Annotated in this window: 19 protein-coding genes and 1 pseudogene; 9 read left to right on the top strand and 11 right to left on the bottom strand. The window is 71.6% G+C overall.

The features are described from left to right. Positions 1-73: 73 nt before the first annotated feature. The 7 genes and pseudogenes from ACZ4EG_RS28375 to ACZ4EG_RS28345 form a co-directional block, all read right to left on the bottom strand. Positions 74-541 carry a GNAT family N-acetyltransferase gene (locus tag ACZ4EG_RS28375; RefSeq protein ID WP_467792594.1) on the bottom strand — a complete coding sequence of 156 codons (468 nt, stop codon included), beginning with the start codon at positions 539-541 and terminating at the stop codon, positions 74-76. Beyond that, a complete protein-coding gene (locus tag ACZ4EG_RS28370) occupies positions 538-1,056 on the bottom strand; it encodes a hypothetical protein (protein ID WP_467792593.1) in 519 nt (172 codons plus the stop codon). Before ACZ4EG_RS28370 ends, ACZ4EG_RS28375 begins: the two co-directional genes overlap by 4 nt. 78 nt (positions 1,057-1,134) lie before the next feature. Further along, positions 1,135-1,911: an NPP1 family protein gene (locus tag ACZ4EG_RS28365; RefSeq protein ID WP_467792592.1), complete on the bottom strand. Its 777-nt coding sequence runs from the start codon at positions 1,909-1,911 to the stop codon at positions 1,135-1,137. 181 nt (positions 1,912-2,092) lie between these two features. Then, positions 2,093-3,070, bottom strand: coding sequence for an ATP-dependent DNA ligase (locus tag ACZ4EG_RS28360; protein ID WP_467792591.1), 978 nt, complete (start codon positions 3,068-3,070; stop codon positions 2,093-2,095). A 279-nt stretch (positions 3,071-3,349) separates the two neighbouring features. Beyond that, a complete protein-coding gene (locus ACZ4EG_RS28355; protein ID WP_467792614.1) occupies positions 3,350-4,393 on the bottom strand; it encodes a zinc-dependent alcohol dehydrogenase in 1,044 nt (347 codons plus the stop codon). Positions 4,394-4,519: 126 nt separating this feature from the next. After that, positions 4,520-5,440 (bottom strand): annotated as a pseudogene (locus ACZ4EG_RS28350) (SGNH/GDSL hydrolase family protein); the annotation flags it as partial. A gap of 258 nt (positions 5,441-5,698) precedes the next feature. Continuing rightward, positions 5,699-6,511, bottom strand: coding sequence for an EamA family transporter (locus ACZ4EG_RS28345; RefSeq protein WP_467792613.1), 813 nt, complete (start codon positions 6,509-6,511; stop codon positions 5,699-5,701). Between the two features lie 152 nt (positions 6,512-6,663). On the opposite strand from ACZ4EG_RS28345, the gene ACZ4EG_RS28340 reads away from it, so the two are divergent. Continuing rightward, entirely contained in the window at positions 6,664-7,521 is an 858-nt protein-coding gene (locus ACZ4EG_RS28340) for a LysR family transcriptional regulator (protein ID WP_453555944.1), read from the top strand. 45 nt (positions 7,522-7,566) lie between these two features. Here ACZ4EG_RS28340 and ACZ4EG_RS28335 read toward each other — a convergent pair whose 3' ends face one another. Continuing rightward, positions 7,567-8,343 (bottom strand): helix-turn-helix domain-containing protein, encoded by a 777-nt coding sequence (locus ACZ4EG_RS28335; RefSeq protein ID WP_453555941.1) that lies wholly within the window; start codon positions 8,341-8,343, stop codon positions 7,567-7,569. Between the two features lie 193 nt (positions 8,344-8,536). Further along, positions 8,537-9,091: an SH3 domain-containing protein gene (locus tag ACZ4EG_RS28330; RefSeq protein ID WP_467792590.1), complete on the bottom strand. Its 555-nt coding sequence runs from the start codon at positions 9,089-9,091 to the stop codon at positions 8,537-8,539. A 173-nt stretch (positions 9,092-9,264) separates the two neighbouring features. Between ACZ4EG_RS28330 and ACZ4EG_RS28325 the strand changes: the two genes are divergently transcribed. The 7 genes from ACZ4EG_RS28325 (at position 9,265) to ACZ4EG_RS28295 (ending at position 17,147) form a co-directional block, all read left to right on the top strand. Continuing rightward, positions 9,265-9,789 carry a MarR family winged helix-turn-helix transcriptional regulator gene (locus ACZ4EG_RS28325; protein WP_467792589.1) on the top strand — a complete coding sequence of 175 codons (525 nt, stop codon included), beginning with the start codon at positions 9,265-9,267 and terminating at the stop codon, positions 9,787-9,789. Positions 9,790-9,866: 77 nt separating this feature from the next. Further along, entirely contained in the window at positions 9,867-10,667 is an 801-nt protein-coding gene (locus tag ACZ4EG_RS28320; RefSeq protein WP_453555935.1) for a DUF817 domain-containing protein, read from the top strand. A 182-nt stretch (positions 10,668-10,849) separates the two neighbouring features. Further along, the gene (locus ACZ4EG_RS28315) at positions 10,850-12,334 is read left to right on the top strand and encodes a family 43 glycosylhydrolase (RefSeq protein WP_467792588.1); all 1,485 of its coding nucleotides are present in this window, start codon (positions 10,850-10,852) and stop codon (positions 12,332-12,334) included. A 40-nt stretch (positions 12,335-12,374) separates the two neighbouring features. Further along, positions 12,375-13,817 (top strand): family 43 glycosylhydrolase, encoded by a 1,443-nt coding sequence (locus ACZ4EG_RS28310; RefSeq protein ID WP_467792587.1) that lies wholly within the window; start codon positions 12,375-12,377, stop codon positions 13,815-13,817. A gap of 92 nt (positions 13,818-13,909) precedes the next feature. Then, positions 13,910-14,290 (top strand): DoxX family protein, encoded by a 381-nt coding sequence (locus ACZ4EG_RS28305; protein ID WP_390709657.1) that lies wholly within the window; start codon positions 13,910-13,912, stop codon positions 14,288-14,290. Then, positions 14,287-14,754: a peroxiredoxin gene (locus ACZ4EG_RS28300; protein ID WP_363295550.1), complete on the top strand. Its 468-nt coding sequence runs from the start codon at positions 14,287-14,289 to the stop codon at positions 14,752-14,754. The genes ACZ4EG_RS28305 and ACZ4EG_RS28300 overlap by 4 nt, the downstream gene beginning before the upstream one ends. Before the next feature lie 53 nt (positions 14,755-14,807). Next, a complete protein-coding gene (locus ACZ4EG_RS28295; protein WP_467792586.1) occupies positions 14,808-17,147 on the top strand; it encodes an ATP-binding SpoIIE family protein phosphatase in 2,340 nt (779 codons plus the stop codon). Here ACZ4EG_RS28295 and ACZ4EG_RS28290 read toward each other — a convergent pair whose 3' ends face one another. Both ACZ4EG_RS28290 and ACZ4EG_RS28285 read right to left on the bottom strand, forming a co-directional pair. After that, the gene (locus ACZ4EG_RS28290; protein ID WP_467792585.1) at positions 17,148-17,582 is read right to left on the bottom strand and encodes a cupin domain-containing protein; all 435 of its coding nucleotides are present in this window, start codon (positions 17,580-17,582) and stop codon (positions 17,148-17,150) included. Positions 17,583-17,704: 122 nt separating this feature from the next. Further along, positions 17,705-18,568, bottom strand: a complete 864-nt coding sequence (locus tag ACZ4EG_RS28285) for an oxidoreductase (RefSeq protein ID WP_467792584.1) — start codon at positions 18,566-18,568, stop codon at positions 17,705-17,707. A gap of 159 nt (positions 18,569-18,727) precedes the next feature. Here ACZ4EG_RS28285 and ACZ4EG_RS28280 point away from each other — a divergent pair, with 159 nt between their 5' ends. Continuing rightward, complete coding sequence (locus tag ACZ4EG_RS28280; protein WP_467792583.1) at positions 18,728-19,612, top strand: helix-turn-helix domain-containing protein; 885 nt, start codon at positions 18,728-18,730, stop codon at positions 19,610-19,612.

The following is a 19,612-nucleotide window of genomic DNA, read 5'->3' as shown; positions in this document are numbered from 1 at the left end:
TGCTCCGCCGCGCCGCGAGTGCCGGTACCGTCATGACTCCATGTGCACAACTGCCCGGCCGCACCTTCGGGATTCATCCGGTGACCCGCAGGCTGTACCGGAGCTTCTCCAGGGAACGGGCACCGAGGCGGTCGTAGAAGCGGACCGCGCCCTCGTTCCAGGCGGGGGTCTGCCACTGCACCTCGCCGAGTCCCAGGGCGCGGGCCTCGGCGGCCACAGCGTCGACGAGCAGGGCGCCGAGGCCGAGACCCCGGTGGCCGGGGGCCAGGAACAGACAGTCCATGTGGAGGTACTCGCGGCCCTCCCAGGTGGACAGCTGGGGCGAGCAGGTGGCGTAGCCGACGACCTCGCCGTCGGGAGTCTCGGCCACCAGACAGCGCAGGCGTGGTGCGGGCGCGTCGAAGAGGAGCGTGGCGAGCCGTGCGGCGAGATCCGGCACCGGTGGCGCGGCGCGCTCGTACTCTGCGTGCTGTGCGGCCAGTTCGGCGACGCGCGGCAGGTCGGCGCGCTCGGCGTGACGCACCGGGGGAGTGCCGGTCAACGGACCACTCCCTCGACGGTGTCCGCGCTCCAGGCCGCGAGCCGGTCCGGGAGGGCGCCGGTGCCGCCGAGGACGTGCCGGGAGAGCGCCTCGCGCTCGTGCGCGAGGACGGCCGCCTCCCACACGCAGGGCGCGAGCCCGCTCCGGCCCGGCCGGAGCTCCTCGGGGCGGCCTGCGGGGCCGGTGAACACGGCGAGGTCGGACATGTGGTCCTCGATCCAGGTGTGCACCAGGACGTAGTCCCCGTCGCCGCCCGCGTGCACGATCAGCACCGAGAGCCCGAGCGAGCCGCGCAGCCGCCCCAGCGCAAGATGCGCCCCGGTGAGCTCCAGCGCCGCGTCCGTGCCGGCCTCGGTGACCGTGCGCCCCGGTGCCTCCAGCGCGTACACCTTCACCAGGTGCCCGGCGGCCTCCCGGGTCCCGGCCGGCCGTACGGTGCGGTCGTGATGGCCCTCGGCGAGCCCCAGCAGGGCGTCCGCGTCCACCGCGGAGGGCAGTTCTCCGTGAAGATCCATCCGGCCATGATGAGGCGCGGACCGGTGGGCGTCCATGGGTTCCCTGCCGCGTCCGGGCGGCAGGGAACCCGCGGCGGCTCAGGCGTTGGGGTCGAAGGGGATGCCGGACGGCTTGGCCGAGGAGAGGTGCGAGGCGAAGCTGTCGTCCTTGAGGCCGAAGTGGGCGCTGCCGAAGTCGTACGCGCTCAACTTGTCGCGCAGGCCCGCCGGGTAGCCGTTCCAGCCGACCAGCGGCGGGTACTGCCAGGTGTGCTTGTGGTTCTCCGGCGGCTCGTCGTTCGAGTTCGCGAGCCGGAAGCAGTGCGTGCTGATGCCGTCCTTGTGGTACACGATCTTCGCGTGCGTGCCCTCGAAGCGGACGTCGGAGACCGGGTGCACGGTGAACGAGCCGTGGTTGGACGTGGAGACGTACTTGATCTGGTCGTTCTGCACCCACACCACGACGTGCTCCCAGTCGTGCCGGTGGCCGCCGATGCTGGTTCCGGGCAGCGCCTGGTCCTTCTCGAAGTACAGGCCGTACAGATAGCCGCACCAGCCGTTGTTGCACTTGTAGCGCGAGTAGCTGTTCGTGTTGTCCAGGTCCGAGGCGTCGTGGCACGAGCCGTTGAGGGCACCGGTCGGCTTCAGACCGCCGTTGATCGTGCCGTCGGGGCCGATGGCCGGACTGGAGTAGCAGCCGTCCGTGTCGTAGTCGAAGGCCGGCTGGTACGTCAGCTCCGAGGGCTCGGCGTTGGCCGGGAGTGCCGGCGGCGGGGCGGCATACGCGGCGGTGGCGGTGGCGACGACGAGCGCGGCGGCTCCCGCGAGACCGGTGAGCCATCTTCTGCGGTGTGCCTTGAACTTCGGTGACGACACTGCGTCCTCCTCATTGGGCGCAGCCCAACGGCTGTGGGGGCAAAGGGAGTTCAGCTTCCCGGGTTTTCAACTCCGGGCCAAGGGGTCACACACGTACCAGTGGTGAAGGAGGGCCCAACTCTTGGATCATGACGGAAAGTCAGACGTGAAGTGGGACGGAGTCGGTCCGGTTCAAGCTGATTCAAGCCGGTTCATCGGGGATGTCCGCCGACGACTCCTCCGGTGCGAGGTCGGGGCGCAGCCGGAGCCAGGACGGCTGGCGCAGCAGTCCGGCCCGGGTACGGGTGCTGTAGGCGACCTCGCCGACCAGCCGGGGCAGCACCCAGTGGGCGCCGGGGGCCGGCGGGACCGGGTCGAAAGGGCATACGCCGGTCTCGGCGGCCCGCAGCAGCGCGGCCAGTTCGGTGCGCTCGGCCTCGCTCCAGCCGGTGCCCACCGCGCCGACGTACCGCAGGCGCCCGGCGGCCCGCTGGCCGACCAGCACGGCACCGGGCAGTCCGGTGAGCCGGCCCTTGCCGGGCAGCCAGCCGCCGACGATCACGTCCTCACTGCGCATGTTGCGGATCTTGATCCAGGCGCGGGAGCGCACGCCGGGCTGGTAGACCGAGTCGAGGCGCTTGCAGACCACTCCCTCCAGACCGTGCTCGCGGGTCGCCCGCAGGGCCTCGGCGCCGTGGCCGAAGACGGCGGCGGGGGTGGACCAGTGGGGCCCGTCGAGGCTCAGCTCCTCCAGCCGTGCCCGCCGCCGGGTGTAGGGGAGGGCGAGCAGGGAGCCGCCCAGGTGCATCACGTCGAACAGCACGAGGTGCACCGGGACCTGGGCCGCACGGCGCGCCGCGCGTGCCGGTGCGTGGGCCAGGCCCATGCGGCTCTGCAGCAGCTGGAAGTCGGCTCGACCGTGTGCGTCGAGCGCGAGGACCTCGCCGTCCAGGATCGCCGGGGTGCTGCCGAGGGCGCCGCCCAGCGCCCGCAGCTCGGGGTAGGCGCCGGTGATGTCCTCGCCGGAGCGGGCGCGTAGCAGCACGGTGCCGTCGCCGGGCAGATAGACCACCGCGCGCTGGCCGTCCTGCTTGGTCTCGTAGGCCCACCGGGCGTCCTGGGCGGTGGGCGGCAGCTTTCCGGGAGTGGCGAGCATCGGCGGGATCAGCGGCAGGGTCACGGCAGAAGATGTCGACCACACCGGACGCGGTCACGCCCGTTTCGGGAGCGGTTCCCCTGAACGGCCGCCGCTCGCCGCTCGGCGCACGTTGCCCGCCGCGCGGCGACCGACTGCGGGCGCGGCCCGCACCAGCCCCGACTGATGGGCCGTCACGGCGAGTTGGGCACGATCGCAGGTGGCGGCGCCACGCGCGGTCCCTCGTCGCGCACCTGGACGCGCGGCCCCGTTTCTCCGCTTCTCCGACGCCCCGCGTCTCCGCTTCTCAGACGCCCGGCCCCGCTACGCCTCGAAAGTCACCACGACCTTCTCCGCGGCCCCCGGGGTCAGCGCGAGCTCGAAGGCCCGCCCGGCCTCCGCGAACGGAACGCGGTGGCTGATGAGCTTCGCGAAGCGCTCGTGGTGCTCGACGAGTTCGGGGGTCACCTCGAAGATCTCCGTCGGGTAGCCCTGGGAGGCGACCAGGGTCAGCTCGCTGCGCAGCATGCCGCCGAGGTCTGTCTCGGCCCCCCTCTTCTGCACCGCCACCATGACCAGCTTGGCGTGCCACTTGGCGTTGGCGACCACGGTGTTGAAGACGGCGGCCGCACCGGCCGCGTCGATGTAGATGTCGGTGCCCGGCCGGGGCTGGCCGAGGGCGTTGACGCTCTGCCCGTGCAGCTCCGTCAGGCGCGCGGTCACGTCCTCCTCGCCGGAGTCGATGACGGCGTCCGCCCCCACGGCCAGCGCCTTCTCCAGCCGTCCCGGGATGACGTCGGCCACCACCACGTGCTCGACTCCGCGCAGCTTCAGCCAGATCGCCGCGCCCAGGCCGATCGGCCCGGCGCCGAAGACGACCACCTTGTCGCCCGGCTCGGCCTCCGAGCGGTTGACGGCGTGCCGGGAGACGGCCATCGGCTCGTTGAGGGACGCGACGTCGAACGGCACGGTGTCGGGGAACACCGCGACACTCCTGCCGACTTCGGCGTTCTCGATGAGCAGGTACTCGCTCATGCCGCCGTGCCTGCCGCCACAGCCGATGATGCCGCTGGGGGCGTCCTGCGGGTTGACGACCACGCGGTCTCCGGCCTTCAGGCCCGTGACCTCGGCGCCCACCTCGACGATCTCGCCGGCCGGCTCATGGCCCAGGGCGATGGGGACCAGGTCACCGCCGAGGTGGGCGTGGGCCGGCATGCCGCCCATGTGCAGGAAGGTGACGTCGGTGCCGCAGATGCCGCAGGCACGGATCTTCATCAGCACGTCCTTCGGACCGGGGACGGGACGCTCGACGTCCACGACGTCGATCTTGCCGACGCCTGCGGTCCTGACGGACTTCATCGTGGTCATGGGGTGACTCTCACTTTCTGATGTGCCCTGATGTGCCCTGATGCGCCGGAAACTGCTGGGAGGGGGACGACGGCCGACCTGGGCGCCCATGGCACCCATGGCGTCCAGGACGGTGTCGGCCATGCCGCGCTCGCCGCGTTCGTTGGGGTGGACGGAAGCCGCGGGGGAGGCGGGGACGAGAGGTTCGATCCAGCGGGTGGCGGAGGCCGAGCAGGCGTCATGCGCCTCGGAGGGCTTGTAGGTGTCCACGTAGCTCGCTCCTGCGGCCTCGGCCCGCTGCCGCAGCATGGTGTTGAGCTGCTGCTCCTTCTCGCGGAGGTAGGTGACGTCGCCCGGCGCGAGGCCCATCTCGCGCCCGCAGCCGTCTCCGTCGGCGGGCAGGATCGCCGGATAGCCGACGACGTACACGCGGGCGTGCGGTGCGCGCCGCTTCACTTCGCCCAGCGTCCGCGAGAGCCTCCGCTCCGCCGTCTCGGTCTTCTGCCGCACCTCGTCCGTCTCCCCGGACACGTACTGCCCACGGCAGGGCGCGTCCCCCGGGAGGTTCTTGCCGCCACCGGTGCCGCTGCTGCTGCCGCCACCACTACCGGAGGCGAAGTAGACCACCCCCGCGGTCACACACCGCTTGATCAGGCCGATGAAGTCGATGTCGTTGCCGCCGATCCCGACGGTGACCAGCCGGGTCCGCGCGGACACTGCCGACAGCTGGGGCGGGTTGACCCCGTCGTCCGTGGACTGGGCCGCCGAGAGGTCGGCAATGGTGGCGCCGCTGCAGCTCACGTCCCGGAAGTCGGCCGCGTCGAGGCCGAGTCGCCGGGCCACCAGGGTCGGGTAGTTGTGGTCGGACCGGTCGCAGCCGGCCGGTGTGCCGGTCCGGTAGGGAATCCCCGGGCCCGAGGTGTAGGAGTCGCCGAGCGCTATGTAGGGCCCCTTCGGCTGTGTGGGGTCGTCACCGGAGCCGCCGTCGTCCCGGACGATACCGATCGCGGCGCCGATGACGCCGCAGGCGAGCACCCCGGCCAGCCCGGCTCGTACGGAGTTCTTCATGGAGGCGTCCTGTCTCTTCCGTCTCGGCGACACGGAGAAGGAGGTGTCCCCGGGCCGGTGCCGGACGGGGGGACTGAACCGGCGGCCGGGCCCGGGGACCGCACCGGTCCCCGTCCCCACGGGTACGGCGCGAGGGGCCACCCCCGCTCAGGGCGGCCCCGGTCCTGGTGGCTTACTTGAGTTAGGCAAGCATATGTGGGTTACTTGAGTCAAGCAAGTTACTCGGATCGCGGCCGACGCCGCCGCAGCGCCGGTCGGTCAGTCGCGCGTCGTCAGGATGCTGACCGCGTTGGCCGCGACGACCGCCCCCATGCCCGCCCACTCCGCAAGGCCGAGGCCCTGGCCGAGGACGATCCACCCGACCACGGCCGCGAGCAGCGGATTGACGCTCATGAACAGCCCGAACGTCTGGGCGGGCACCTTGCGCAGGGTGAGGAGGTCGGCGAGGTACGGCACGGCCGAGGAGAGGATCCCGGCCGCGACCGCGCACAGCACGGCTCCGGCCGTGGGCGGGTGCCGTACGGCCACGACGGCACCGATCGGCAGGAAGGTCAGGGCGGACAGTCCCGCGGCGGCCGCCGAGCCCTGCGCTCCCGGGATGCGCCGGCCCACGAGGCGGTTGAGCAGGATGTACGACGCCCAGCAGCAGGCGGCCACCAGGCCGAAGCCCATGCCCGCGTAGTCGGTGGACGGCTGGGGGCGCATCAGGACGACGACCCCCGCGGCGGCCAGCACCGCACACCCGGCGTCCAGCCGGCGGCGCGAGGCGGACAGCGCGACGGCGAGCGGGCCGAGGAACTCCAGGGTCACCGCGAGCCCGAGGCCGACCCGGTCGATCGCGGTGTACAGGGTCAGATTCATGGTGCCGAAGACCGCGGCCAGCAGCAGGACCGGCCACCACTGCCGCCAGACGAAGGTCCGCACCCGCGGCCTGTCTATGGCCACAAGCGCGAGCGCGGCGACGTACTGACGTACCGCGACGACGCCCAGGGGGCCCAGGACGGGGAAGGCCAGCGAGCCGATCGCGGCGCCGGTCTGGTTGGACAGGCCGCTGCCGAACATGGTGGCCACACCGGCCAGGCGCCGCCGCCCGGGAGCCGAGGCCGGTGCGGCCGGGGACACCGTGACCGTGGAGTCTTCGGGAGCTTGTCGCATACGGCGATGGTGCGCCGCGACGACCCTTGCGCAAAATGCATGCGCTGTTCCGCCCATACGCTGGACGCATGGATGATGTGGAACTGCGGCAGCTGCGCTGTCTCGTGGCCATCGTCGACGAGGGCACCTTCACCGACGCGGCGATCGCTCTCGGCGTGTCCCAGGCGGCGGTCTCCCGCAACCTGGCCTCGCTCGAACGGGCCCTGGGCGCGCGGCTGCTCAGGCGGACCTCGCGGGAGGTCACCCCGACCGCGACGGGGCTGCGTGTCGTGGCGCAGGCCCGGCGGGTGCTGGCCGACGTGGCCGATCTGGTCGAGGAGGCCACCTCGGGTCACACCCGGCTGCGGATCGGGTACGCCTGGGCGGCTCTGGGGCGGCACACCGTCGCCTTCCAGCGCCGCTGGGGCGCCGCGCACCCCGGAACCGACCTGCATCTGGTCCGCGTCAACTCGGCCTCCGCGGGCCTCGCCGAAGGGGCCTGCGACCTCGCGGTGCTGCGCAGGCCCATGGACGACCGCCGGTTCGACTCGGCCATCGTCGGACTCGAACGCCGACTGTGCGCCCTGGCCGCCGACGATCCCCTGGCCCGGCGCCGCTCGGTCCGGCTCGCCGAACTGGCGGGCCGGACCCTGCTCGTGGACCGCCGGACCGGCACCACCACGCCGGATCTCTGGCCCCCGGACTCCCGCCCGGTCACCGAGGAGACGCACGACGTCGACGACTGGCTCACCGTGATCGCCGCGGGCCGTGCCATCGGCGTGACGGCGGAGTCCACCGCGAACCAGTACCCGCGGCCCGGCGTCGTCTACCGGCCGGTGCGCGACGCCGAGCCGGTCGCGGTCCGCCTGGCCTGGTGGCGGGACGATCCGCACCCCGCCCAGCAGGCGGTGATCGAGCTGCTCAGCGACCTGTACCGGGCGGGGTGAACGCTCGGCGCCGGGGCCCTCGCGCGGCGTGCGGCGCCGCGCGTTTCACGGCTGCTCGACGGACTCCGCGGGGTTGTCGGGGTCCAGCCCCGTGCAGGCGAGTTGCCCGGCCACCTCGGCGCACGCCTCCACACCCCGCGGTGACATCACGGCGAGCATCGGGCTGGTGTAGCCGGTGGAGTCGTCGGCCGGATAGGTGGCCGAGAGCATGTTCTCGCCCGCGCGTACGGTGATCTCCCGGGCGTGCGGGGAATGCACCCGCACCTCCGACCAGGCGGTGCCGCAGGCCGGTGAGTAGCGCAGCCGGACGTCGTAGTCCGGGTCGGTGACCGTGCTCTTGGTCTGCGCGTCGCGCGCGCAGGCCGACGGGTCGGGCAGCTGGCCCTGACAGGACTTCCCGCGGCAGCGGGGGGCCGCCCCGACGGCCTGCTTCCCCGGCGAGCCGTGCCGGGCGGGCAGGGCAAGGGCGGCCGCCGCGACGGCCGTCACGGTCAGCAGGGCGAGCACCGCCGGCTGCCGCAGCCGGCGCCTTGCCGGGCGCTCCTGATCGGCCTCGTCGGGCGGGTTGCCGGCCGGCTGCTCGCCGGACGCCTCCCACAGGGCCAGCACCGGGGCCGGGTCGACGCCGGCGATCCGGGCGAGCGCCTCCACGGCCGAGCGGGGCGGCCGCTTGCCCTCGGTCAGATAGCGGTGCCAGGCGGACTTGCTGTACGGGGTGCGGGCGGCCAGCGCCGCCAGGCTCAGCCCCGTACGGTCCTTCAGTTCGCGCAGTCTCACCATCAACGGCTCGTCCGGCGTGGTCGGTTCTGCGGGCTGCCGCATGGTGCGTTCCTCGACTCCGGTTACGCTATGGGCGTTTCGCCCCCTGTTGTCGGAATAGCTTCCCGGGGAAGGGGGAAGCGCAACCTGTCGTGGGGTATGAGGTACGTGAAGTGCGTACACGCCGAAGGCCTGTTCGGGAACGGGAGGTTTCCGAACAGGCCTCGGGGTCAGTGTGTACGACGGGACGGAGCGGTCAGCACCAGGGGGTGGCGGTGCCGACCCGGACGTAGCGGGCGGACACATAGCCCCTGTGGTGGGAGAGCCGGTACCAGGTGTGGTTGCCGCGCACCCGGGACCCGCTCGTCCGGCAGGTGAGTGCCACGAGCCGGTTCGGGTGCCGGTGGCCGACCACGCGGTAGCCGGTGCCCGGACCGGAGCGGACGTTCAGCGCGAGGCGGTGCGTGGTCACACGCCCCACCACGGGCAGCCCGCGGCGGTACCCGGCCGAACGGACGACGTGGCGGACCCGGTGCGTGCAGTGGTGCGTGGTGCGGTGCGCGTGGTGGACGCGGTGCACACGGTGCGTGACGCGGTGCGCGCGGCGGGACTTGTGGTGCGTCGTACGGTGCTTGGCCTGCCGGTGCGGTGCGGGAGCGGGGAGCAGTGAGGGGGTGGTGTACTGCACCGAGACGTTGGGCGCGGGGAGCGGTACGGTGTGGTCCGCCTCGGTGGCGCCGGCTGCCGTGGGCAGGAGTGCGAGCACCGCGATCGTCGCCAGCAGGCCGCTCTTCACGGTCCGTCGGATCATCGAAACCTCCGGGCTGTCGATCTCGTGACCACGAAGCGTGATCACGAGACCCAGCGTTTCCGTGACGAACCGTCAGGATGCCGTCCCTGCGTCCCGTGGAACGCGGGGGACGTCCCGGGGACGGATCTTCCCCATTTACTTGAGTTACGCAACGATGTGGTAAACTGGTGGGTATGTCCACGGAACCGCTGCCCGTCGTCCCCGTCGCCTCCCCGGAAGTCGTCGAGATCGAGCGTGCCCTCACACGCATCACGTATCTGAGCACCCGGGCCCGGCAGCACGAGCGGCTGATGGCGCTCGCCGGTGTGCCGCTGGACCGGGCCGCGGTGGCGCTGCTGCGCCAGGTCGCCGACTCCGACCCGTTGCGGCCGGGGGAGCTGGCGCAGCGGCTGGGTGTCGAGGCCTCCCATGTGACCCGCACCGTGCAGCAGCTGCAGAAGTCCGGCTATGTCACCCGGATCCCCGACCCCGACGACCGCCGCGCCCAGCGCATCCAGCTCACCGACGCGGGCCGCCGGGCCATCGACCGGGTCCGGGAGGCCGGAGCCCGCGGCATGCAGCTCGCCCTCGGCGAGTGGAAGCCCGAGGAACTGCGGCAGCTGGCCACCCTGTTCCACCGCATGGTCGACGACTTCCTGGCGTATGCCGTCGAGGACGAGTCCGGCCAGGAGACCGGTGCGCCGGTGGGTACGGCCTGAACGACTCGGTCGGCCCCTCCGCCACCGGGGCTCCGGCAGGCCTGCAACCATCGGCTTGGAACAGTCGTCTTCCTGGCATGCACAAGATCAAGCAGCAGGCCGGGATGCTCGTCCGCCAGATCGCTCTGTTCGGCTGGGTGCAGGCCCGCTGCTGTGCCTTCGCGGTCGCGCTGTTCGGCGGTATGGCGGCAGTCCGGATGCTGCCGCCGCTCCCCGTCGCGCGCTACGACCTCCTTCTCGCCTACGGCGTGCTGCTCACGGTCGTGTGCCGTCTGCTGGGCTGGGAGACCCGCCGGGATCTCGCGGTCGTCGCCGTATGCCATGCTCTCGGGCTCGTCTTCGAGCTGGTCAAGGTGCATGTGGGTGCATGGAGCTATCCCGAGCCCGCACTGACCAAGGTGGCCGGTGTGCCGCTGTACGGCGGGTTCATGTACGCGGCCGTCGGCAGTTACGGCTGCCGGACCTGGCGGCTGCTGGAGCTGTCGTTCACCGGCTATCGGGCCCGGGTCACCGCCGTGGTGGCCGCCTTTCTGTACGTCAACTTCCTCACGCACCACTGGCTGCCTGACCTGCGCTGGGTCCTCGGTGGTCTGCTGCTGTGCGCGACCTGGGGCACCTGGATGTACTTCACGGTCGGCGAGCGGCGCCACCGCATGCCGCTGGCCCTGTCCTTCGCGCTGGCCGGCTTCTTCCTGTGGCTGGCGGAGAACGTGGCCACGTACCTCGGTGCCTGGCGGTATCCCTACCAACTCCACGGCTGGGAGCCGGTGTCGATGTCGAAGTGGGTCTCCTGGGCGCTGCTGATCACGGTGTCCTTCGTCGTCCGCGCCAACTGGCCGGGCAGGCCGGCCCGTCAGGCCGTCGCACGGTACCCGTGATTCGGTGGCATCGGGCCCGGCCCGGCCCGCGGCCGGCAATCTCAACTCAACTCGCCCGACCCATTGACGTGTTATTGCCACACCCTTACCTTCTGGTCGAAGTTCCGTACGCAGTTCGAAATACCGAACATCTCATATCTCGTACGTCTCGGACATGAGGCCGCCGGAAGGGACTACCGACCGTGTTCCGCACCCGCCACTGGCTCGTGCTCGGAGCGGCACTGCTCGCCGTGCTCGCCTCGCTCGTGACCGCGCAGCCCGCAGCCGCGGCCGAGGGCCGCCGGTACACCAACCCGGTCAAGGCGCAGAAGGGCGCCGACCCCTGGCTGGAGTCCTACAACGGCAACTACTACCTGATCAACACGACCTTCACCGGCGAGCTCACCATGCGGAAGTCCCCGACGCTCGCCGGGCTGGCCACCGCCCCGAGCGTGCAGGTGTGGGCCGACTCCACCGCCGGGCGCAACGCCAACATGTGGGCGCCGGAGTTCCACTACTTCAACGGCCACTGGTACCTGTACTACGTGGCCGGGCAGGCCGGTGCCGCCTGCTGCGACACCCAGCGCACGCATGTGCTGGAGAGCGCGGGCTCCGACCCCATGGGGCCGTACACCTACAAGAACACGCTCTCCGGCTCCAACCTCACTCCCGGCGGCTGGCTCATCGACCCCAGCGTGCTGGAGTACGGCGGCAAGCTGTACCTGGTCGGCAGCGGCTCCGTCGGCGGCAGCGCACAGAGCCTGGTCATCGCGCCGTTGAGCAATCCCTGCACCCTCGGCAGCTCCACCTTCACGATCATCTCCCGGCCCACACTGAGCTGGGTGACTTCCGGGGCCCCGGTCAACGAGGGCCCCGAGCCGCTGTACCACAACGGCCGGACCTTCCTGACGTTCTCCGCCGGCTACTGCCAGACCGCCGACTACAAGCTGGGCCTGCTGGAACTCACCGGCAGCGACCCGCTGAACCCCGCCGCCTGGACGAAGTCGCAGTCCCCGGTCTTCCAGCGGGACGACGCGAAGGGCGTGTACGGCCCCGGGCACAACGGCTTCTTCACCTCGCCGGACGGCAGTGAGAGCTGGATCGTCTACCACGCCAACAGTTCGGCGAGCGGCGGCTGCGGCAACGCCCGCACCACCCGGGCCCAGAAGTTCACCTGGAACGCCGACGGCACGCCGAACTTCGGCACCCCCGTGGCCACCGGGACGACGCTGGCCGGCCCCGCCGGGGAGAGCGCCGCGACCCCGACGGCGTACACGCTGGTGAACCGCAACAGCGGCAAGTGCCTGGACGTCGCGGGCGGCAACACCGCGGACGGCACCAACGTCCTGCAGTGGACGTGCAACGGCGGTGCCAACCAGAAGTGGCGCATCGAGGACCAGGGCAGCGACACCAGCCGTCTCGTCAACGTCGCCACCGGCAAGGTCCTGGACACCGCGGACTGTTCCACCGCCGACGGAGCCGACCTCCGGCAGTGGTCGTGGCTGGGCAACAACTGCCAGAAGTTCCGCCTCATTTACACGGGCAGCGACTACGTCCGGATCGTCAACGCCAACAGCGGCAAGGTCGCCGACGTCGCCAACTGCGGAACCGCCGACGGCATCGACGTACGCCAGTGGACCTGGCTGAACAACACCTGCCGGCAGTGGCGCCCGACGCCCACCACCTGACCGAGCTCCACCGACAGAACAGAGAGGAAGACCGATCGCCGTGAAAGGCCTCGTCGGACGGGTGCTGACAGCCCTCCTCGCCGCACTCGCCCTGCTCGTCACCGCCACCCCCGCGCACGCCGCCCCCGCCTCACCCGCCGTGACCTTCACCAACCCCCTCGCCGAACAGCGCGCCGACCCGCACATCTTCAAGCACACCGACGGCTACTACTACTTCACCGCGACCGTGCCCGAGTACGACCGCGTCGTGCTGCGCCGGGCCACCACCCTCCAGGGCCTCGCCACCGCCCCCGAGACCACCATCTGGACCAAGCACGCGAGCGGAGTCATGGGCGCGCACATCTGGGCGCCCGAGATCCACTACATCGACGGCAAGTGGTACGTCTACTTCGCCGCAGGCTCCACCAGCGACGTGTGGGCGATCCGCATGTACGTCCTGGAGACGAGCGCGGCCAACCCGCTGACCGGCACCTGGACCGAGAAGGGCCAGATCACGACGCAGTGGGAGAGCTTCTCGCTCGACGCCACCACGTTCGTCGTGAACGGGGTCCGGTATCTCGCCTGGGCCCAGCACAATCCCGCCGAGGACAACAACACCAGCCTCTTCATCGCCAGGATGGCCAACCCCTGGACCATCAGCGGCACTCCGGTGGAGATCTCGCAGCCCACCCTGTACTGGGAGACCGTCGGCTACAAGGTCAACGAGGGTCCCGCGGTCATCCAGCACGGCGGCAAGGTCTTCCTGACCTATTCGGCGAGCGCCACCGACGCCAACTACTGCCTGGGCATGCTCACCGCGTCCGCCTCCGGTGATCTGCTCAGCGCCTCCTCCTGGAGCAAGAGCCCCCAGCCGGTCTTCAAGACCAACGCCGCGACCTCGCAGTACGGGCCCGGCCACAACTCGTTCACGGTCTCCGAGGACGGAAAGTCCGACATCCTCGTCTACCACGACCGCAACTACAAGGACATCACCGGCGACCCGCTCAACGACCCCAACCGCCGCACCCGGCTGCAGAAGGTCTACTGGAAAGCCGACGGCACCCCCGACTTCGGCATCCCGGTGGCCGACGGCGTCACCCCGGTCCGTCTCTCCTCGTACAACTACCCGGACCGCTACATCCGCCACTGGGACTTCCGCGCGAAGATCGAGGCGAACGTCACCAACCTCGCCGACTCCCAGTTCCGGGTCGTCACCGGCCTCGCGGGCAGTGGCACGATCTCCCTGGAGTCGACGAACTACCCCGGCTACTACCTGCGCCACAGGAACTTCGAGGTCTGGGTCGAGAAGAACGACGGCACCGCCACCTTCCGGAGCGACGCCTCCTTCCAGCGGCGCTCCGGCCTCGCCGACGCGACGGCCGGCGTCTCCCTGGAGTCGTACAACTACCCGGGCCGCTACATCCGCCACTACAACAATCTGCTCTACGTCCAGACGATCAGCACCGCGCTCGACAAGGCGGACGCGACCTTCTTCATGGAGTAGCCCCGGCCTTCATGGCCCCGACTTGATCCCGGGCGATCCACTGCGGCCTACCGTCGAGTAATATCCGGCGACAGGTCGTCAGAGGAGGAACCGTGCCCCGGTCCGAACGCTCACCCCTGCTGCTGGCCGGTCTACTGGCCACGGCAGGGGTCGCCCACTTCGCCGCTCCCCGGCAGTTCGACGCGACGATTCCGAAGATGCTGCCGGGCTCGGCCCGCACCTGGACGTACGCGAGCGGGGCCGTGGAGCTGGCCCTCGCCGCGGGCCTGGTGACGCGGCGGACCCGGCCGGTGGCCGCGCGGGCCGCGGCCGCCTTCTTCGTCGGGGTGTTCCCCGCGAACGTGAAGATGGCCGTGGACTGGCGGCACCGCCCAGCACCGCTGAAGGCGGCCGCCGTCGCGCGGCTGCCGCTCCAGGTGCCCCTGGTGCTGTGGGCCCGCGGTGTCGCCCGGAGCGGGGAGGGCCGGTCATGAGCGAGCGTGTCGACGTAGGTGACAAGGTCGAGGACTTCGCGCTGCCGGACGAGACCGGCACGCCGAGGAGACTGTCGGAGCTGCTCGCCGACGGACCCGTCGTGCTGTTCTTCTACCCCGCCGCCCTGACCGCCGGCTGCACCGCCGAGGCCTGCCACTTCCGCGACCTGGCGGCCGAATTCGCCGCCGTCGGCGCGCGGCCCGTCGGGATCAGCGGCGACACCGTCGAGCGCCAGCAGGAGTTCGCCGGACGCCACACCCTCGGCATGCCGCTGCTGTCCGACACCGACGGATCGGTCCGTGAGCTCTTCGGCGTGAAGCGCGGTTTCTCCATCGCGCCCACCAAGCGGGTCACCTTCGTCATCGCCCAGGACCGCACGGTCCTGGAGGTCGTCCGCAGCGAACTGCGCATGAACACCCACGCCGACCGTGCGCTGGCCGTACTGCGCGGTCATCGGGGCTGAGGCGGGCCGCCGCGCGCTTGATGCCCCGAGCCAATGGGATCATCCTGGGGCATATGGAGCATGTCGCGGCCGCGGCGATCATCGATGCCCACGGCATCGTGCAGGGGTGGAGCGAGGGCGCGCGGCTGCTGACGGGCCACCCGGCGGAAGAGGTCGTGGGGCGGCCGGCCACCGCCCTGCTCGACGGTGAGGTGCCGACGGACACCGTCGCCGCGCGCACCGGCGTCGTCGCCCTGCGCCACCGGGACGGCCATCGCGTCGAGCTCACGCTGACCACCTGCCCCGTGCTCGGCCCGGACAGCACGTCCCTGGGACACGTGGTCATCGCCCACCGGCCCGGCGGAGCCGAGCCCACCCTGGCCGGACAGGTCTTCCAGCAGGCGTCCATGTCGATGTCCGTCTTCGACACCAGCCAGCGCTATCTGCGGCTCAACGACGCGGCCTGCCGGCTGATGGGTGTTCCGGAGGAGACGCTGGTCGGCCGGGCCTGCCTGGAGAGCCTCAAGGACACCGAGCAAAACCAGGGCTTCCTGAGCCATCTGCGCCAGGTCGTGGAGACGGGCAGACCGGTCCGCTACGAGAGCTTCACCGGCGCGCCCACCCTGCACCGGGACCACGCCTGGAGCATCGAGATGTGGCCCCTGAGGGACTCCGCCGGTGAGCTGACCGCGGTCGCCCTGGCCGCGTTCGACAGCACCGACCAGTACTGGGCCCGGCGGCGGCTGGCCCTGCTCAACGACGCGGCGACCGCCGTCGGCACCACCCTGGACGTGGTGCGCACCGCCGAGGAAGTCGTGGAACTCCTGGTGCCGAGATACGCCGACTTCGCCAGCGTGGACCTGCTCGACTGGGTCCTCGGGGCGGACGAGCTGCCGATGATCGCGGGCGAGGACGTCCTCCTGCGGCGCGTGGCCCACGGTTCCACCACCGAGGGAAACCCGGGCGCGGCGGTGCACCTCGGCGATGTGAACGTCTACCAGCCCTCCTCGCCGCCGGCACGAGCGCTGCGCGAGGGCCGGGCCGTGCTCAGCCAGGCCGGGGAGCCGGAGTTCGTCCAGTGGCTGGAGGAGCGCAATGCGCTCGCGCCCGCCGGCCGCGCCTACCGCCGGGGCGTCCACTCCATGATCGCGGTGCCGCTGCGGGCCCGCGGCACCACCCTCGGGGTCGCGGTGTGCGTGCGCAGGGCACACCCGGACGACTATGTCGCCGACGACGCCGTGTTCGCCGAGGAACTGGCCAGCCGCGCCGCCGTCTGCATCGACAACGCGCACCGCTTCGCCAAGGAGCGGACCACCGCGCTGGCCCTGCAGCACAGCCTGCTGCCGCAGGGACTGCCCGGCCAGGCGGCGGTCGACGTGACCCACCGCTATCTGCCGAGCGGGTCGCTGGCCGGCATCGGCGGTGACTGGTTCGACGTGATCCCGCTGTCCGGCAGCCGGGTCGCCCTGGTCGTGGGCGACGTGGTGGGGCACGGTATCCAGTCGTCGGCGACCATGGGGCGGCTGCGGACGGCGGTGCGGACGCTCGCGGACGTGGACCTGCCTCCGGACGAACTCCTCACCCACCTGGACGACCTGGTCACGCACCTCGCCGCCGGGGACGGCGGTGCGGAGGCCGCCGAGCTGGGGGCCACCTGTCTGTACGCCGTCTACGACCCCGTCTCGCGCCGACTCGGCCTGGCCGCCGCCGGCCACCCGGCCCCGGCCCTCGTCCTGCCGGGCGGCACCGCCGAACTCGTCGACATGTCGGCCGGACCACCGCTCGGCGTGGGCGGCCTGCCGTTCGAGGCGACGGAACTGGAAGTGCCCGAGGGAGCGGTCGTCGCCCTCTACACGGACGGCCTCGTCGAGGGCCGCGACCGTGACCTCGACCGGGCGATGGACGAGATGCTGCGTGCCCTGACGGCGCCCGCCGATTCGCTGGAGGCCCTCGGGGACAACGTGCTGAAGGCCGTCCTGCCGGAGCAGCCCGGCGACGACGTGGCCCTGCTGCTCGCCCGCACCCGGGCGCTCGGCGCGGACCGGGTGGCCACCTGGGACGTGCCGCCCGACCCCGCGCGCGTGGCCACCACCCGCCAGGCGGCCATCGAGCAACTGGCCGTATGGGGGCTGGACGAGGCCGCTTTCGTCACCGAACTCGTCGTCAGCGAACTGGTCACCAACGCCATCCGCTACGGCGTACCGCCCATTCAGCTGCGGCTGATCCGCGACCGCGCGCTCATCTGCGAGGTCTCCGACGGCAGTTCCACCTCGCCGCATCTGCGCCGGGCGCACGCCTTCGACGAAGGAGGCCGTGGGCTGCTGCTCGTCGCGCAGCTCACCCAGCGCTGGGGCAGCCGGCAGACGGGCAGCGGCAAGACCATCTGGGCCGAGCAGCCGCTTCCCGAGAGGTGATCACTGGAAGGGGCAGCCCGGGTTCGGGGCGTCCTCGGAGAACGGCGCGCCGTGCGGCAGGACGTACAGCACATCGAGCACGACCGGGGTGTCACCGAGGTTGCGGCCGATGTGTACGTTCCCCGGCCCGGCCGGCTCCCGGATGGCGCTGCCCGCCGGATACAGGCCGTCCTGGGCGCAGGTCGAGTCGAAGTGACTGAGGGTGCCCTGCTTCACCCAGCCGTACAACGGCCCGTCGTGGTAGTGCCATCCGGTGGCCTGCCCGGCCGGGATCGTGATCTCCCGCAGGATGTAGTCGGTGTTGTCGACGGTGGCCTGGCTGATCAGCCGGGCGGTGACCCCCGGTCCGGCCGGGGTGGCCTGTGCGGTATCGCAGGTGAACAGGGTTCCGGCGGCCACGACCGCGGTGAGGGCGGTACGGAGCGCGTTGCGCATGACGAGCAGCCTCCTGAGACGACGGACGACGATCGAGCACCGCCGTGAACATAAAGGCCCAGTAGGGCAGTTGGGGGCGGAACCCGTCAATCCGCGTGTTCAGGAAATGAGTTGCCCGTCGGTCACTTGGTGATGCCGTCCAGTTCGGTGATCGCGTCGGCGGGCAGGGTCAGGCCGGCCGCGGCGATGTTCTCGCGCAGGTGCTCGGGCGAGTATGTGCCGGGGATCAGGGCGATGTTCGGTGAGCGGTGCAGCAGCCAGGCCAGCGCGACCTGTTGCGGCGAGGCGTCCAGCCGGGAGGCGACGTCGGTCAGTGTCCCGGACTGCAGCGGGGTGAAGCCGCCCAGCGGGAAGTACGGCACGAAGGCGATGTTCTCGGCCGCCGTGCGCTCGACAAGGGCTTCGTCCTGCCGGTCGGCCAGGTTGTACAGGTTCTGCACGGTGACCACGGGCGCGATGGACAGCGCCTCGTCGAGCTGCCCGGCGGAGGCGGCGCTGAGCCCGAGGTGGCGGATCAGGCCCTGCCGGCGCAGCTCGGCCAGGGCGCCGAACTGGTCGGCGATCGAGTCCTCGTTCGGGGTGTCCATGTCACCGAGACGCAGATTGACCACGTCCAGGGTCTCCAGGCCCAGGTGCCGCAGATTGTCGTGGACCTGCGCCTTCAGATCCTCGGGGTGCCGGGACATGATCCAGCCGCCGTCGGCAGCACGGCGCGCCCCGACCTTGGTGACGATGTGCAGGCCCTCGGGGTAGGGGTGCAGGGCCTCCTTGATGATCTCGTTGACCACCACGGGTCCGTAGAAGTCGGCGGTGTCGATGTGCGTGATGCCCGCCGCCACCGCCTCGCGGAGCACCGCGACGGCCCGGTCCCGGTCCCCGGGCGGACCGAAGACATGCGGTCCGGCGAGCTGCATGGCGCCGTAGCCCGTACGGGTGAGGGCCAGACCGTCGGCCGGGGTGAAGGTTCCGCCGAGCGTCGCAGACATGTCGTACCTCTCGTGCTGTCCGTTTCCGGCGGCCCGGCGATCCCGCGGCCCGCCCTCGACCTCCACCCTGCGCCGGTCCCGCGGGCGTCGGCAGTGCCCCCGCGTTCCTGGGAGTGACAGGGCCGGTCACCGGGCCGGGCGCGGCCGTACGGTGGTGGCATGGACGGAACGAACGCGCTGGGGGAGTTCCTCCGGGCCCGCAGGGCGCTGGTCCGGCCGCAGGACGTGGGGCTGCCCGGGGGCGGTCTGCGCCGGGTGCCGGGACTGCGCCGCGAGGAGGTCGCGATGCTCTCCGGCATCAGCTCCGACTACTACCTGAGACTGGAGCAGGGCCGCGACCGCAACCCGTCCGTCCAGGTGCTGGAGGCCGTCGCGCGTGTGCTGCGGCTGGACGAGGACGCCACCGCCTACCTCGTCGGCCTGGCGCGGGAGCGGCCCGGCGGCATACGGCACCCCGCCCGCCGGACGCGCCCGGCGCGCACGCGGGAGCAGGTGCCCGTCAGCATCCGCCGGCTCATCGACGGCTGGACGCGCAACCCCGCCTATGTCCAGAACCGCTACACCGACTGCCTGGCCGCCAACACCCTGGCCCGGGCGCTGAGCCCCAACTACCGGCCCGGTGTGAACCTGCTGCGGGCCGTGTTCCTCGACCCGGCCGAGCGGGAGCTGCGCCGTGACTGGGCGGACCTCACCGAGGAGGGCGTGGCCACCCTGCGGGCCCACGCCGGGCCGGACGCGGACGACCCGCGGCTGCGGGACCTGGTCGGAGACCTGTCCGTGCGCAGCGAGCGCTTCCGTCTCCTGTGGGCCCGGCACGATGTGCGGCCCCGGCGCGGCCGGGTCAGCCATCTGACCCACCCGCAGGTCGGCGACCTCGACCTGCACTCCGACAAGCTGTCCATGGACGGCACCGACGGCCTGACCCTGGTCGTCTTCCACGCCGAGCCGGGCACCCGCAACGCCGAACTACTGGACATCCTCGGCAGCCTCACCGCGCCCGGACCCGGCCGTGACACCGCCCAGGAGCGGGTCGAGGAGCCGTAG

The organism is Streptomyces sp. NPDC025638, from assembly GCF_055558775.1.
Note: the sequence above shows the minus strand (reverse complement) of the source record. Positions and strands in the feature narration are given on the sequence as shown.

Excerpts from the sequence above, each read along its gene's own strand:
- ACZ4EG_RS28370 (WP_467792593.1), bottom strand. The coding sequence starts at position 1,056 with ATGGATCTTCACGGAGAACTGCCCTCCGCGGTGGACGCGGACGCCCTG.
- ACZ4EG_RS28355 (WP_467792614.1), bottom strand. The coding sequence starts at position 4,393 with ATGACCACGATGAAGTCCGTCAGGACCGCAGGCGTCGGCAAGATCGAC.
- ACZ4EG_RS28340 (WP_453555944.1), top strand. The coding sequence starts at position 6,664 with ATGGATGATGTGGAACTGCGGCAGCTGCGCTGTCTCGTGGCCATCGTC.
- ACZ4EG_RS28335 (WP_453555941.1), bottom strand. The coding sequence starts at position 8,343 with ATGCGGCAGCCCGCAGAACCGACCACGCCGGACGAGCCGTTGATGGTG.
- ACZ4EG_RS28330 (WP_467792590.1), bottom strand. The coding sequence starts at position 9,091 with ATGATCCGACGGACCGTGAAGAGCGGCCTGCTGGCGACGATCGCGGTG.
- ACZ4EG_RS28325 (WP_467792589.1), top strand. The coding sequence starts at position 9,265 with ATGTCCACGGAACCGCTGCCCGTCGTCCCCGTCGCCTCCCCGGAAGTC.
- ACZ4EG_RS28320 (WP_453555935.1), top strand. The coding sequence starts at position 9,867 with ATGCACAAGATCAAGCAGCAGGCCGGGATGCTCGTCCGCCAGATCGCT.
- ACZ4EG_RS28300 (WP_363295550.1), top strand. The coding sequence starts at position 14,287 with ATGAGCGAGCGTGTCGACGTAGGTGACAAGGTCGAGGACTTCGCGCTG.
- ACZ4EG_RS28295 (WP_467792586.1), top strand. The coding sequence starts at position 14,808 with ATGGAGCATGTCGCGGCCGCGGCGATCATCGATGCCCACGGCATCGTG.
- ACZ4EG_RS28290 (WP_467792585.1), bottom strand. The coding sequence starts at position 17,582 with ATGCGCAACGCGCTCCGTACCGCCCTCACCGCGGTCGTGGCCGCCGGA.
- ACZ4EG_RS28285 (WP_467792584.1), bottom strand. The coding sequence starts at position 18,568 with ATGTCTGCGACGCTCGGCGGAACCTTCACCCCGGCCGACGGTCTGGCC.
- ACZ4EG_RS28280 (WP_467792583.1), top strand. The coding sequence starts at position 18,728 with ATGGACGGAACGAACGCGCTGGGGGAGTTCCTCCGGGCCCGCAGGGCG.